The sequence below is a fragment of the Nocardioides sp. NPDC058538 genome (assembly GCF_042719275.1).
In the GTDB taxonomy this organism is placed as follows: Bacteria; Actinomycetota; Actinomycetes; order Propionibacteriales; family Nocardioidaceae; genus Nocardioides.
In genome coordinates this window covers 1-14146 of sequence record NZ_JBHXNY010000022.1, presented here as the reverse complement: position 1 = coordinate 14146, position 14146 = coordinate 1, and the positions used below count along the sequence as shown (strand labels likewise).

Annotated in this window: 13 protein-coding genes and 1 tRNA gene; 3 read left to right on the top strand and 11 right to left on the bottom strand. The window is 69.3% G+C overall.

Going from position 1 to position 14146, the window contains the following annotated elements; all coding sequences use genetic code 11:
* Positions 1–6: 6 nt before the first annotated feature.
* Together ACFWQC_RS18980 and glyA are read right to left on the bottom strand one after the other, a co-directional pair.
* Positions 7–1224, bottom strand: a complete 1218-nt coding sequence (locus tag ACFWQC_RS18980; protein WP_378681235.1) for a sarcosine oxidase subunit beta family protein — start codon at positions 1222–1224, stop codon at positions 7–9.
* On the bottom strand, positions 1224–2519 hold the full coding sequence (gene glyA / locus ACFWQC_RS18975; RefSeq protein WP_378681232.1) for a serine hydroxymethyltransferase: 1296 nt from the start codon (positions 2517–2519) through the stop codon (positions 1224–1226). Before glyA ends, ACFWQC_RS18980 begins: the two co-directional genes overlap by 1 nt.
* Positions 2520–2628: 109 nt before the next feature.
* On the opposite strand from glyA, the gene ACFWQC_RS18970 reads away from it, so the two are divergent.
* The gene (locus ACFWQC_RS18970; protein ID WP_378681229.1) at positions 2629–3303 is read left to right on the top strand and encodes a GntR family transcriptional regulator; all 675 of its coding nucleotides are present in this window, start codon (positions 2629–2631) and stop codon (positions 3301–3303) included.
* 69 nt (positions 3304–3372) lie between these two features.
* On the opposite strand, the gene ACFWQC_RS18965 is transcribed toward ACFWQC_RS18970, so the two are convergent.
* The 4 genes from ACFWQC_RS18965 to dnaG all read right to left on the bottom strand — a co-directional run bounded on the left by ACFWQC_RS18965 (position 3373) and on the right by dnaG (position 9131).
* On the bottom strand, positions 3373–5877 hold the full coding sequence (locus ACFWQC_RS18965; RefSeq protein ID WP_378681226.1) for an FAD-dependent oxidoreductase: 2505 nt from the start codon (positions 5875–5877) through the stop codon (positions 3373–3375).
* Between the two features lie 29 nt (positions 5878–5906).
* A complete protein-coding gene (purU, locus tag ACFWQC_RS18960; protein WP_378681223.1) occupies positions 5907–6809 on the bottom strand; it encodes a formyltetrahydrofolate deformylase in 903 nt (300 codons plus the stop codon).
* Between the two features lie 296 nt (positions 6810–7105).
* Positions 7106–7181, bottom strand: a tRNA-Asn gene (locus ACFWQC_RS18955).
* A 66-nt stretch (positions 7182–7247) separates the two neighbouring features.
* Positions 7248–9131, bottom strand: a complete 1884-nt coding sequence (dnaG, locus tag ACFWQC_RS18950) for a DNA primase (RefSeq protein ID WP_378681221.1) — start codon at positions 9129–9131, stop codon at positions 7248–7250.
* Between the two features lie 48 nt (positions 9132–9179).
* Here dnaG and ACFWQC_RS18945 point away from each other — a divergent pair, with 48 nt between their 5' ends.
* Complete coding sequence (locus ACFWQC_RS18945) at positions 9180–9866, top strand: class E sortase (RefSeq protein WP_378681218.1); 687 nt, start codon at positions 9180–9182, stop codon at positions 9864–9866.
* Positions 9867–9869: 3 nt separating this feature from the next.
* Here ACFWQC_RS18945 and ACFWQC_RS18940 read toward each other — a convergent pair whose 3' ends face one another.
* Together ACFWQC_RS18940 and ACFWQC_RS18935 are read right to left on the bottom strand one after the other, a co-directional pair.
* A complete protein-coding gene (locus ACFWQC_RS18940) occupies positions 9870–10676 on the bottom strand; it encodes a carbon-nitrogen hydrolase family protein (RefSeq protein WP_378681215.1) in 807 nt (268 codons plus the stop codon).
* Positions 10676–11608 carry a 2-hydroxyacid dehydrogenase gene (locus ACFWQC_RS18935; protein ID WP_378681212.1) on the bottom strand — a complete coding sequence of 311 codons (933 nt, stop codon included), beginning with the start codon at positions 11606–11608 and terminating at the stop codon, positions 10676–10678. The genes ACFWQC_RS18940 and ACFWQC_RS18935 overlap by 1 nt, the downstream gene beginning before the upstream one ends.
* 67 nt (positions 11609–11675) lie before the next feature.
* Here ACFWQC_RS18935 and ACFWQC_RS18930 point away from each other — a divergent pair, with 67 nt between their 5' ends.
* Complete coding sequence (locus ACFWQC_RS18930) at positions 11676–13064, top strand: GntP family permease (RefSeq protein ID WP_378681209.1); 1389 nt, start codon at positions 11676–11678, stop codon at positions 13062–13064.
* On the opposite strand, the gene ACFWQC_RS18925 is transcribed toward ACFWQC_RS18930, so the two are convergent.
* Genes ACFWQC_RS18925 through ACFWQC_RS18915 form a run of 3 tightly spaced genes read right to left on the bottom strand, consistent with a single transcriptional unit; the run spans position 13061 to position 14048 of the window.
* The gene (locus ACFWQC_RS18925) at positions 13061–13249 is read right to left on the bottom strand and encodes a maleylpyruvate isomerase family mycothiol-dependent enzyme (protein WP_378681206.1); all 189 of its coding nucleotides are present in this window, start codon (positions 13247–13249) and stop codon (positions 13061–13063) included. The two genes, ACFWQC_RS18930 and ACFWQC_RS18925, sit on opposite strands and share 4 nt — an antisense overlap.
* A 5-nt stretch (positions 13250–13254) precedes the next feature.
* Entirely contained in the window at positions 13255–13734 is a 480-nt protein-coding gene (locus tag ACFWQC_RS18920; protein ID WP_378681203.1) for an SRPBCC family protein, read from the bottom strand.
* Complete coding sequence (locus ACFWQC_RS18915) at positions 13731–14048, bottom strand: ArsR/SmtB family transcription factor (RefSeq protein WP_378681200.1); 318 nt, start codon at positions 14046–14048, stop codon at positions 13731–13733. Before ACFWQC_RS18915 ends, ACFWQC_RS18920 begins: the two co-directional genes overlap by 4 nt.
* Positions 14049–14146: the final 98 nt, after the last annotated feature.

Here is a 14146-nt window from a genome sequence, read left to right as displayed (position 1 = left end):
CTCCTTTCAGTGGGCCACGGCGGCTGCGCCGTGCTCGTCGATGAGGGCACCGGTGCTGAATCGCTCCAGTGCGAACGGTGCGTTGTACTCATGCGGCTCGTCGTGGGCGATCGTGTGCGCCATCGTCCAGCCGGCACCCGGCGTGCCCTTGAAACCGCCGGTGCCCCAGCCACAGTTCACGTAGAGCTGGTCGATCGGCGTCTTGCTCACGACCGGCGAGGCGTCCGGCGTGACGTCGACGATGCCACCCCAGGTCCTGAGCAGATGTGCGCGGGCGAAGATCGGGAACAGCTCGACGGCGGCCGCCATCTGCTCCTCGATCACGTGGAACCCGCCGCGCTGGCCGTAGCCGTTGTACGTATCGACGCCGGCACCCATGACCAGCTCGCCCTTGTGGGCCTGGGAGACGTAGACGTGGACGTGGTTCGACATCACCACGGTGGGGTGGACCGGCTGATGGAGCTCGGAGACGAGCGCCTGGAGCGGGTGGGACTGGATCGGCAGGTCGAAGCCGGCCATCTCGGCGAGGACGCTGGAGTGCCCGGCCGCGCACAGCGCGACCTTGCCGGCCGCGATCGTGCCGCGGCTCGTCTCCACGCCGACCACCCGGTTGCCGTCCTTGACGAACCCGATCACCTCGCAGTCCTGGATGAGGTCGACGCCGAGCTCGTCTGCCTTGCGCGCGAACGCCCAGGCGACGTGGTCGTGCTTGGCGATGCCCGCACGAGGCTGGTAGGTCGCGCCGAGCACCGGGTAGCGGATGTTGTCGCTGGTGTTGATGATCGGGCAGACCTCCTTCACCTGGTCGGCGTCGAGCCACTCCGCGTCGATCCCGTTGAGGCGGTTCGCCTCGCAGCGCCGCACCGAGTCGCGTACGTCCTGCAGCGTGTGGGCGAGGTTGAGCACACCGCGCTGGCTGAAGAGGAAGTCGTAGTCGAGCTCCTCGGGGAGCACCTCCCACTGCTTGAGGGAGTGCTCGTAGATCGCCGCCGACTCGTCCCACAGGTAGTTGGACCGGATGATCGTCGTGTTCCGCGCCATGTTGCCGCCCGCGAGCCAGCCGCGCTCGAGGACTGCGACGTTCGTGATGCCGTGGTTCTTCGCCAGGTAGTAGGCCGTCGCCAGGCCGTGTCCGCCGCCGCCGATGATGACCACGTCGTAGGAGGACCTGGGCTCCGGGTTGCGCCAGAGGAAGTCGGGGTGCTCGGGCAGCAGGTCTGCCATCACTCGGCTCCGTTCGACTCGAGGAGGTGGGGGTAGAGCGGGTACTTCTCGGCGAGGACGGTGACCCGGCTGCGCAGCGCATCTGCCGTCTCGTCGCTGAAGTCGTCCTTCAACGCGGCCGCGACGATGTCGGCCACCTCGCTGAAGTCGGAGTCGCCGAACCCGCGCGTGGCCAGCGCGGGCGTGCCGATCCGCAGGCCGGAGGAGACCATCGGCGGGCGCGGGTCGAACGGGACGGCGTTGCGGTTGACCGTGATGCCGATGCGGTGGAGCCGGTCCTCGCCGTCCTGACCGTTGAGCTCGGAGTCGCGCAGGTCGACGAGCACGAGGTGCACGTCGGTGCCGCCGCTGACCACCGAGACTCCCGCAGCCGCGACGTCGTCGGCGAGCAGCCGCTCGGCGATGATGCGGGCACCGCGCAGCGTACGCTCCTGGCGCTCGCGGAACTCGGGCTCCGCGGCGACCTTGAAGGCGACCGCCTTGCCGGCGATGACGTGCTCGAGCGGCCCACCCTGCTGGCCGGGGAAGACCGAGGAATTGATCTTCTTGGCGATGGCCGGGTCGTTGGTCAGGATGACGCCCCCGCGCGGACCGCCCAGGGTCTTGTGCGTCGTCGAGGTGACGACGTCGGCGAACGGCACCGGGTTCGGGTGCAGGCCGGTCGCGACCAGGCCTGCGAAGTGGGCCATGTCGACCATGAGGCGCGCGCCGACCAGGTCCGCGATCCGGCGGAACTCGGCGAAGTCGAGCTGGCGCGGGTAGGCCGACCAGCCCGCGACGATCAGTTTGGGCCGGTGCTCGAGGGCGAGGCGCTCGACCTCGGCCATGTCGATCAGGAAGTCCTCGCGGCTGACCTCGTACGGGACGACCTGGTAGAGGCGCCCGGAGAAGTTGAGCTTCATGCCGTGGGTGAGGTGGCCACCGTGGGCGAGCGAGAGGCCGAGGATGGTGTCGCCGGGCTCGAGGAGGGCGAACATCGCGGCGGCGTTTGCTTGGGCGCCCGAGTGCGGCTGCACGTTGGCGTACTCCGCGGAGAACAGCGCCTTGAGGCGGTCGATGGCGAGCTGCTCGATGACGTCGACATGCTCACAACCGCCGTAGTAACGGCGGCCGGGGTAGCCCTCGGCGTACTTGTTGGTGAGGACCGAACCCTGAGCCTCCATCACAGCGGCGGGAGCGAAGTTCTCCGAGGCGATCATCTCCAGCGTCGTCTGCTGGCGGCTCAGCTCGGCGTCGATCTGCTCGCTGACCTCGGGATCGAGGTCTGCGAGCGAGGCGGTCAAGACGTCAACCACGATGAACTCCCAAACTCTTGAAGTACGATTGATATATCAGTTCGGGATCAACAGTATGCTGGGTAGCGAAGACCTGTCAACGGCCCAGATCAGAAAGCGGTGACTTGGTATGACCGACGTTCAGGCAGTCGTCCCGCCGGCCATCGGCGCAACGATCTCGCTGGCGCACGCGGCCTACGAGCGCATCCGGGATCGGCTGATCATGCTGGACATCAGACCGGGCGAGCCGATCAACGACGGCAGGCTCGCGGACTCCCTCGGATTCGGCCGCACTCCGGTGCGAGAGGCCCTCAAACGCCTTGAGACCGACCATCTGGTCGTCTCCTACCCGCGCCGCGGCACGTTCGCGACGCCTGTCGACGTCACCGAGCTGGGCGCCATCTCCGACCTGCGCCAGCAGCTCGAGCCGTTCGCCGCCCACCGAGCGTCGACCGCCGCGACCGACCAGATGCGGGCCGAGCTGCACGCCATGGCCGAGAAGGTTCGCGGTCTCGATCCGTCGGGCGACGACCGGCCCACCCTGATGCGGCTCGACATGTCGGTGCACCGGATGATCTACCGCGCCACGGGCAACAGACACCTCGAGGACGTCCTGGTCCGCTACGACAACCTGGCGACCCGGATCTGGTGCCTGGTCGTGGACAGGCTCCCGGACCTGGCGTCCCACATCTCCGAGCACGCCCCGCTCCTGGAGGCGATCGCCGACGGCGACGCCGAACGCGCCGAGCGGCTGACCCGCGAGCACATCGACAGCTTCGCGACGGAGATCCGACGCGTTCTCTGACTGCGTTCTTCTCGAGACGTGAGATCGGGCGCCGGCCCACCCCGCCGGCGCCCGATCTCGACCAGTGGGTCAGCCGCGCAAGCGACTCATCTCCGGGTCGAAGAGCGGCTCAGGGGTGACCGTCGCGGGGATTCGCTGGCCGAAGTACTCGATCTCGACCTGGTCGCCCTCGCCGATCTCCGCCGGGAGGTAGGCGTAGGCGATCGGCTTGCCGATCGTGAACCCGTACGCCGCGCTGGTGACGTATCCGACCGCGGTCTCGCCCGAGAGCACGGGCTCCTTGCCGAGCACCATGGACTTGCCGTCGTCGATGGTGAGGCAGCGAAGGCGACGGGCCGAGTTCTCCACCGAGCGACCCTCGAGGGCCGCCTTGCCGACGAAGTCCTCCTTGGCGGACTTCACCGCGAACCCGACGCCCGCCTCGTACGGGTCGTGCTCGGTGGTCATGTCGGCGCCCCAGGACCGGTATCCCTTCTCCAGGCGGAGCGCGCCGAACGCGACCCGGCCGGCAGCGATGACGCCGTGCTCCTGACCGGCCTCCCACAGCACGTCCCACAGCTTCTGGCCGTTCTCGGCGGAGGCGTAGATCTCCCAGCCGAGCTCGCCGACGTAGGAAAGCCGCAGGGCGGTGACGGGGATCCCGCCGATGGTCGCCCGCTTACCGCGGAAGTACTTCAGACCGTCGTTTGTGAAGTCGTCCGCGCTGACCTTGGCGATCAGGTCCCTGGCCAGCGGCCCCCACAGGCCGATGCAGCAGGTGCCGCCGGTGATGTCTCGGACGTGAGCGGACAGGGCGGGATCCTCGGCCCGCAGCTTGCGGGCCTCCCGGCGGAGGTACGCCAGGTCGACCGTGCCGTTGGCGCCGACCTGGTAGAGCTCGTCCTCGAGTCGGGCAACGGTGATGTCGCTCTTGATCCCGCCCTGCTCGTCGAGGAACAGGGTGTACGTCACCGCGCCCGGCTTCTTGGTGACGTCTCCGGTGGTGAGCCGCTGCAGCAAGGTCTCGGCGCCGGGTCCGGAGACCTCGAGGCGGCGCAGCGGCGTCATGTCGTACATGGCGACCGCGGTGCGGGTCTTCCACGCCTCGACGGCCGCGATCGGAGAGTGGTAGCGGGCCGACCAGTCGTCGCGCGTCGGCGACTTCCACTCCTCAGGCAGCTCGTCCAGCAGGGCCGCGTTGGCCTCGTACCAGTGCGGCCGCTCCCATGTCCCGGCCTCGAGGAAGAAGGCACCGAGCTCGACCTGGCGGGCGTGGAACGGGCTGACCCGGATGTCGCGGGGCGAGTCCTTGGGCTGCAGCGGGTGCAGGATGTCGTAGATCTCGACGAAGTTCTGCTGCGAGGTCTCGCTGACGTACGCCGGAGCCAGCTGGGTCTCCTCGAAGCGGTTGAGCTCGAGGTCGGCGAGGTCGTGCTGGGAGCGTCCGGTGGTCAGCACCTCGGCCACCGCCCGGGCGACGCCGGCGGAGTGGGTGACCCAGACCGCCTCGGCCACCCAGAAGCCGTCGAGGTCGCGGGACTCGCCGACGAGCGAGCCGCCGTCGGGGGTGAACGAGAAGATGCCGTTGAACGACGACTCCGCGATCTCCGCCTCCTGCAGGCACGGGAGCAGCTTGCGGCACTCGTCCCACGGGCCCTCGAAGTCCTCGGGCGTGAAGTCGAGCCGCGACGGCATGTTGTCGTGGTCGACGTGCTCCGGGGTCGGGCCGAGATCGGAGGCGACGTACGGCATCGGCTTGTGGGCGTACGAGCCGATCCCGTAGGCATCGCCCCACTCGCGGAAGTAGAGGTCCTGGTCCTGGTGTCGCAGGATCGGCAGGGTCGCGCCGTCGGGCGCCTCGTGCTTACCGCTCAGCACCGGGACGGGAGTTGTCTTGATGAACTGGTGGGCGAGCGGGAGGAGCGGCACCTTGGTGCCCGCCATCGCGCCGACCTCGACGCCCCAGAACCCGGCACACGAGACGACGATGTCTGCCTCGACGACGCCGCAGGTGGTCTCGACACCGGTGACGCGGCCGCCCTCCTGGAGGACTCCGGTCACAGCGGTGTGCTCGAGGTAGGTGACACCGGCCGCCTGCGTACGCTCGATGAGCAGGTCGACGGCGCGCGCCGCCCGGGCCAGGCCGTCGGTGGGGATGTGCAGCGCCGCGAGGACCTGCGACTCGTCGAGGTGCGGGTAGAGGTCCTGGCACTCGGCGGGGCCGATCACCCGGGCGTCGATCCCCCAGGACTTCGCGTAGCCGAGCTTGCGGTAGAGCTCAGCGACGCGGGCCTCGGTCGTCGCGACCTCAAGGCCACCGACCTGGTTGAAGCAGCTCACCCCGTCCTTCTCCAGGGACAGGAACTTCTCCACGGTGTACTTGGCGAACAGGGTCATCGTCTTCGACGGGTTGATCTGGAAGACGAGACCGGGGGCATGGGAGGTCGAGCCACCAGGCAGGCTGAGCGGACCCTGTTCGATGACCGTGATGTCGGACCACCCGCGCGACACGAGTTCGTCCGCGAGGTTCGTGCCGACGATGCCGGCGCCGATGATGACTGTGCGGGGCGAGACGGTGCTGCGGGAGGATGGCATGAGCAACTCCTGAGGTTCTGGGTTGGTGGTCAGCGGAAGACGACGGTGCTGGAGCCGTGCATGAAGACGCGGTGCTCGCAGTGCCAGCGGACGGCACGCGAGAGCGCGAGGCACTCGGCGTCCTGGCCGACGGTCGCCAGAGCCTGCGGTGTGTAGGTGTGGTCGACCCGGTTGACCTCCTGCTCGATGATGGGCCCCTCATCGAGGTCGGCGGTGACGTAGTGAGCGGTGGCACCGACGAGCTTCACCCCACGTTCGTGCGCCTGGTGATAGGGCTTGGCCCCCTTGAAGCCGGGCAGGAACGAGTGATGGATGTTGATCGCGCGACCCTCGAGCTGGCGGCAGAGGCCATCGGTGAGGATCTGCATGTAGCGGGCGAGCACGACCAGGTCGACGTCGTACTCCTCGACCAGGTCGAGCATGCGCTGCTCGGCGTGCGGCTTGGTCTCGGGCGTGACCGGGATGTGGATGAACTCCAGCCCGGCCGCCTCCGCCATGGGCCGAAGATCCTCGTGGTTGGACGCGACGACAGCGATCTCGGCCCCCAGCGTCCCACCGCGCCACCGGAAGATGAGGTCGTTGAGACAGTGGCCGAACTTGGAGACCATCACCAGCAGCCGCGGCTTACGCTCGTCGTGGAACGCGTACGACATGCCGAACCGGTCCGCGATCGGCCCGAACGCAGCGGTGAGCTCGTCGACGTCGGCCCCGTCAACGGACGCGAACGCGGTCCGAAGGAAGAACAGCTCCCCCACCCGGTCGTCGTGCTGCTGGTGCTCGAGGATGTCGAACCCGCGGTCGTAGAGGAAGCTCGTGACCGCCTGCATGATCCCGGGGCGCTCCTGGCAGGACAGCGTCAGCACGTTGGCCGTCGCAGTGGAGGCGGTCGCCACGGACGCAACGGCGGTCGAGCTTGGCGGGCTGATGGTCATGCGGTGCTCCTGGTTGCCGGTAATGATACACAACTCATATATCAGAATGATCGTAGAACGGCTCTCAGATCGCCGTCAAGGGCCTCGCGCCCTGGAGCATCGGCCTGAACGGTTGGGCGAGAGCCACGGAGCCAGGCATCAGCCAGGGTCGTGGGAACCCTCCGCGACTGGCCGAGATCCGGCTTCACGCATCCGCAGCGAACACCAATGCCGGGTGAAAGGCGGGAGATACGACTCACCGTCGAAATGAAGAAAGCCTCTGACCAGTTCGTTTTGCCTGGTCAGAGGCTCTTTGGTGGCTCCCCCGGTTGGACTCGAACCAACAACCCTCCGGTTAACAGCCGAATGCTCTGCCAATTGAGCTACAGGGGAATTGCACCTTGCGGCGCGGGTGAAACCTTAGCAACCCGGAAGCGGCGAGCGGAAATCGGCAGGCCGTCACTCGGCGACGAGGTTGCGGAGGCCGCGACGGTGCTGCTCGAGGGCGGCGAGCTGGGCGAAAAGACGGTTGTAGGACTCGGGGTCGGCGGCCGCGTCGGAGCGCTGCAGGCGGCTCTTCACCTCGGCGATGCGGCGCTGGTCGAGGAGCTCGAGGAGGCGTACGACATATTGCAGGACGTACGCCGAGTCCGGCTCCTTCGCCGACGGGATCGGCTCCACGGCGAGCTCGGCGAGGATGCGGCTGACGAGCGGGTCCGAGGCGGCGGCACCGAGCTTCTGGGCCCAGCCGGCGTCGCCGGTGCCGGCGCCGGGGCCGCCGAGGCCGGCGATGATCTCCCACAGCGCCCGGTAGAGGGGGTGGGTGAAAGCCTCGGGGGTGATCTCGCCCGTGGTGCGCCCCAGGGCGACGGGGTGCTGCACGAAGAGCTTCAGGGTCTCGCGCTCGACCGTGAAGCGCGGCTCACGCGGATGCGGCATCGGCGGGCGCTGCGGCGCGGCGGGAGCCTCGGGAGCGGCGACGGCCTCGCGCCGCGACGGGGCAGCCGAAGGAGCGGGACGGCCCGCGGCGCGGCGTACCTCTCGGGCCGCCTCGTCGGGGTCGACGCCGAGGAAGCGAGCCAGGTCGCGGGTGAAGCCCATCTTCTTGGACTCGTCCCGCACGGAGGCGACCAGCGGCGCCGCCTCACGGAGGGCATCGACCCGCCCGTCGGCGCGGTCCAGGTCGTACTTCGAAGCGACGTTGCGCAGCACGAACTCGTAGAGCGGGACGCGGTTGGCGAGCAGCTCGCGGACCGCCTCGTCGCCCTTCTTGATCCGCAGGTCGTTGGGGTCGAGGCCGTCGGGCTCGACGGCGACGTAGGTCTGCGAGGTGAAGTTGCCGTCACCCTTGAACGCCTTCAGCGCCGCAGCCTGACCGGCGGCGTCGCCGTCGAAGGTGAACACGACCGCGCCGCGCAGCTGCTGGTCGTCGGAGATGAACCGGCGCAGCACCTTCGCGTGGTCGTCACCGAACGCGGTGCCGCAGGTCGCCACGGCGGTGGTGATCCCGGCGAGATGGCAGGCCATCACGTCGGTATAGCCCTCGACGATGACCGCCTCGCGGGTGCGGGCCATCTCCTTGCGGGCCAGGTCGATTCCGTAGAGGACGTGCGACTTCTTGTAGAGAGGAGTCTCGGAGGTGTTGAGGTACTTCGCCTCGATGCGGTCATCGTCGAAGAGCCGTCGCGCGCCGAAGCCGATGACGTCACCACCCGACTCGCGGATCGGCCACATCAGCCGACCGCGGAACCGGTCGTAGTGCGATCGTCCGTGCGCGACCAGGCCTGCGGTGACGACCTCCTCGTCCGAGAACCCGCGCGCACGCAGGTGGCGGTAGAGGTCCTCTCCCCCGCGCGGCGAGAAGCCGACGCCGAAGTGCAGCGCCGCGTCGCGGTCGAAGCCCTTCTCGGCGAGGAACTGCCGAGCGACGACGGCGTCCGGGGTCAGCAGCTGCTCGGCGTAGAACTCGGCGGCGACCTTGTGGGCCTCGACCAGCTTGCCGCGACCGGGTCCGCGCCGGACCGGCGCCTCGTCGCCCTCCTCGCGCTGGACGTGCACCCCGACCTTGTCGCCGAGCCGCTCGACCGCCTCGAAGAAGCTCAGTCCCTCGAGCTTCATCACGAAGTCGATGACGTCGCCGCCCTCTTGGCAACCGAAGCACTTGAAGAAGCCCCGCGACGGGTTCACGTTGAACGACGGCGACTTCTCGTCGTGGAACGGGCACAGGCCCTTGTAGGTCCCCGGGCCCGCGCGGCGCAGCGTGACGTACTGGGAGACGATGTCGTCCAGGCGCGCCTTCTCGCGCACCTCTTGGATGCTCGTCTCCTTGATGCGGCCCGCCACAACGCCTGATCCTACGGGGCTGCGGATCGGCCTGAGATGCTTGACCTGATGTCCACCACCACACGGGCCCGACCGCCGGCCCGATCACGGGCCCGCCGGGCGACTTTCTGGCTCGGCCTCGTGATGGTCCTGGCCGGTCTCGGGCTCCTCGGTTACGCCGCCTGGGAGCTCTACGGCACCACGATCGTCAGCAAGCAACGCCAGCAGGAAGCGACCTCGACGATCGAGAAGGCGTGGGACTCGGGCCGGGCCGAGGCCACGACCGAGTTCGGTTCGGCCGAGGCGCTCATCGAGATCCCCCGCTTCGGCGAGGACTACCGGATCCCGGTCCTCGAAGGCACCTCGGACCGGGCTCTGGGCGCCGGTTTCGGCCACTTCTCCGGCTCCGCCGGGCCCGGAGAGGTCGGCAACTTCGCGCTCGCCGGCCACCGGATCACCCACGGTGAGCCGCTGCGCGACCTCCCTGAGCTCCGTGAAGGCGACGAGATCCGCGTGCTGACCAGGGAGAAGACGTACGTCTATGCCCTCACCAGCGGCGGCGACGACCTGATCGTGCCGTTCACCTCCCTCTGGGTCACCGACCCGCTTCCCGACAACCCCGACCGTGGCGGGGTGGAGCCCGAGCAGGTCGAGGGCCAGCGCCTGATCACCCTCACCACCTGCTCCGAGCTCTTCCACACCGACAACCGGATGATCGCCTTCGGCAGGCTCGTCGCCGAGGAGCCGGCCGGCTGACGGCTAGAGGCGGAGCGTACGCCGCGGGCCGAGGTCGGCTCGGTGGTCGGCCCACATCCGCTGCTCGTCCCGGACGCGCGTGACCTCGGCCGGGTCAATCGTGGCGACGACCATCCCAGGGGTGGCGTCGTCGAGCCGCTCGACCGGCCGGCCGAGCGGGTCGTAGACCGCGGACCCGCCGATGAGGCCCAGCGGCCCGCCGACGAGACCGGCGAAGGCGACGTACATCGAGTTGTCCAGCGCCCGGGCGGCGTAGTGCAGGTCGCGCCGGTGACCGCCGCCGGGGAAGTAGGCGCCGGTGTTGAGGTAGAGGATCGCGCCGTCGGCGGCCGCGGCAGCGGCGTGCTCGGGGAAGTTGGCGTCGTAACAGACGGACAGCGCCACCCGGACGCCGTCGATCTCGATCGCCGTGCCGTGCTCGCCGGGCTGGAAGGCCACTCCGTTCAGACCTTCGACCTCGGGCGGGTAGAGGTGCTGTTTGTCGTACGCCGCGACCGGCTCCTCCTCCGGCGCGATGACCAGGCTGGTGATCGCCCGCCGTCCGGCCTGGGCGAGGGGTGAGTTGAGCACGAGCACCGCCCCGGTCTCGTCCACGGCGGCCTGCGCCGGGGCGAGCCAGGCGGTGTCATCGAGCGAGGGCAGCGGGCCGTCGAAGGCGTCGAGGTCCCAGGAGGTCGTGAACGTCTCCGGCAGCGCGACCAACCGGGCGCCCTTCGCCGCCGCCTCGCGGACCCGGTCCGCGGCCGTCGCGACGTTGGCCGCCACATCGCCCGGCACCGCCGTCTCCTGGACGACCGCGATCCGCAGCATCAGTAGGCGCCCGACATCACGTTGGCCAGCGGCTCGCCGGCGGCGAACCGCTCGAGCTGCTCGCGTACGACGCGATAGGCCCGGGGCCACATCGCGCTCGACGCGCCACCGACGTGCGGGGTGATGAGCAGGTTGGGCGAGCTCCACAGCGGACTCTCCGCCGGGAGCGGCTCGGTCTCGGCGACGTCGAGCGCCGCGTGGATCCGCTTCGTGGCGAGCTCGGCGACCAGGTCGGCGGTGACCACGACACCGCCACGGGCGACATTGACCAGCAGCGCGCCGTCCTTCATCTGCCCCAGGAACTTCCGGTCGACGAGGCCGCGGGTCTCGTCGGTGAGCGGCGTCGCGAGCACGATCACGTCGGCCTCGGGTACGAGCGTGTCGAGCTCGTCGAAGCCGCGCACACCCTCCCGCGCGGTCCGCGCGACCCCGACCACCTCGGTCTCGAACGGAAGCAGCCGTGCCTCGATGGCCCGGCCGATCGCTCCGTACCCGACGATCAGGACCCTCTTGTCCGCCAGCGACGGAAACCAGCCGGGCCGCCAGGCGTGCTCGTCCTGGTGGCGTACGTGGCCGGGGATGCCCCGCAGCGACGACAGGACCAGCGTGACGGCGAGCTCGGCGGTCGAGGTGTCGTGGATGCCCCGGCCGTTGCAGAGGGTCACGCCCTCCGGGATGTGGCCGCGGGCGGCGTCGACCCCCGCGGTGAGCAGCTGCACCACCTGGAGCGAGGTCATCTGGCTGACGACGTCGAAGATGCGCGAGCCGAGCATGTAGGGCGGCAGGTAGAAGGCCACCTCACCGACCGAGTCCGGCACCTCCACCTCGCCACCGGTGAAGCGGGTGTGGTCGAAGAGCTCGAAGCGGAGGCCCGCGGGCACCTCGCCCAGCTCGGACGGGTCGAAGGGCAGCCAGACGAGGGGATCGCTCACACCGGGAGACTCTCCCATACCCCGGTAGGGGTGACCTGAATCACAGCTCGTCGCTAGGGTGTCCGCCATGGATCCGCTGGCCCCCGCTCACCCGACCTGGGTGATGCTCCTGATCGCCGCCGTCGCCGTCGCCGTACTCCTCGTCCTGATCGCCAAGGTGAAGCTGCACGCCTTCATCTCGCTGGTGCTGGTCAGCGCGGTCACCGCGGTCGTGGCCGGCATCCCGGTCGCCGACGTGCCCGCGGCGATGCTGGCCGGCTTCAGCACCACGCTCGGCTCGGTTGCACTGCTGGTGGCGTTCGGCGTGATGCTAGGGCGACTGCTGGAGGTGACCGGCGGCGCGCAGGTGCTCGCAGACACGCTCATCGGCGCGTTCGGCGAGAAACGTGCCCCGCTCGCGCTCGGCGTCGCCGCACTGATCTTCGGGTTCCCGATCTTCTTCGACGCGGGCCTGGTCGTCTTCCTGCCGATCATCTTCGCGGTCGCGCGGCGCTTCGGCGGCTCGATCCTCATCTACGCCCTGCCCACCGCCGGTGCCTTCGCGGCGATGCACGCCGTCGTGCCACCCCACCCGGGTCCGGTCGCCGCCGCCACGGAGCTCGGCGGCGACATCGGCCTCACCCTCCTGATCGGCGTGCCGGTCGCCGTCCTCGCCTGGATCCCCGGCGCCTACCTCGTCGGCACCAGGCTCGGCGCCCGATACAACCCGGAGCCACCCAACGTCTTCGCGACCGGTGAGACGGACGACGTGTTGGAGAGCGGCGCGACTCCCCCGCCCTTCGCCACCGTCGTGCTCCTCCTGGCTCTACCCCTCGTCCTGATCGGCCTCAACACGGTCGCCAGCACGCTGGTCGCCGCCGGGACGGTCAGCGAAGACGCCACCTGGGCCAGCGCCCTGATCCTCATCGGCCAGACCCCGATCGCGCTGCTCATCACCGTGCTCGTCGCGATCTTCGTGCTCGCGCCTGGCCGGTTCCCCATCGGTCGGGCGAGCGACATCGTCGACAAGGCGCTCGGCCCGATCTGCGCGATCATCCTGATCACCGGCGCCGGCGGAATGTTCGGCGGCGTCCTGCGCATCAGCGGGATCGGCGAGGCGCTGTCCACCTCGCTCTCCGGCCTCGGGATGTCGCTCATCGTGCAGGCGTTCCTGATCGCGACCCTGCTCCGGGTCGCCCAGGGCTCCGCGACCGTCGCGCTGACCACCACCGCCGGCCTGATCTCCGCGCAGGTCGCCGCCGCGGGGCTGGGCAACTTCGACATCGCCCTGCTCGTCTTCGCCATCGCGGCCGGCGCGACCGTCCTCTCCCACGTCAACGACTCCGGGTTCTGGCTGGTCAGCCGCTTCTTCGGGATGGACGTCATCACCACCCTGAAGACCTGGACGGTCCTGGAGACCACCCTCGGCCTCTCGGTCTTCGTGATCGCGTCGGCGCTCTGGATCATCGTCCCCTAGCTTCGCAGGAAGGGCTCGGCGAACTCGCCCAGCCCGATCTCCTCATAGCTGATCAGGTGGGCGACGACGTCCCGCACCGTCCACCCGCTGCACAGCGAGGGCCGCTCCCAGTGCTCCGGCTCCAGCGTCTCGAGGAAGTCGGCGAGATCCTTCCGCTCGGCCGTCGCGAGCGCGGTGCGGTCCACCCCGATCACGCCTGCGCGAGAGCCCGGAAGCGTTCCAGGTAGATCCCCCAGGCGTCCGGCCCGGCGGCCCGGTCACGCCAGCCCTGCCACCCGGCGCCGTGCCGGTCGAGATGACGGTGCTCGAGGCGTACGTGGGTCTGCTCCGCACCCACGGCGGTGAAGGTGAACTCGACCTCGCTGCACCGCGAAGGATCCGGCTCGAGCTGGAAGTCGGGGGTGATGTCCCAGGAGATCACCAGCCGGTGGGGCGGCTCGACGGCAAGGACGCGCGCCCACTGACAGGTGCTGCCGTCGACGCCGCGGTCGTAGACGCGACCGCCGACGCGAGGCTCCAGCACCGTCTCGGCGATCTCGACGGGAAGCATGTTGTGCTCGCGCGGCTTGATGCGGTCGAAGTCCTCGGTGAACACCTTGAAGGCGTGCTCAACCGGGACGTCGACGGTGATCTCCAGGTCCACGGAGGTCTTCTCACGGGTGGTGCTCATTGCTGCTCCTTCCCTGCCCGGTAGCTGTCCTCAGCCACCTGCTTGAACGAATGCAACGCCTCGGTCCAGTACGTATCCAGCTCGGCGCGCAGCTCGGCCAGGCCCTCGAGCCGGGCCTGGTAGATCCGGCGACGACCGGCCGGCGTCATCGACACCAACCCGGCCTCGCGCAGGACCTTGAGGTGCTGGGACACCGCGGCCATGCTCACCGGCAGGGCATCGGTGATCTCCCCCACCGAGCACGGCCCGGCGGCCACCCGGGCCAGGATCTGGCGGCGGGTGGAGTCGGAGACGGCGTACCAGACATCGGTCACGTCATTTAAGGTACCGCTTAAATATCGTGCCCGCAATGGCCGAGAAGTCAGCGTCGTCGGCCGAAGCGTCAGCTACGTCGGTCGAGTGGTCACGGAGG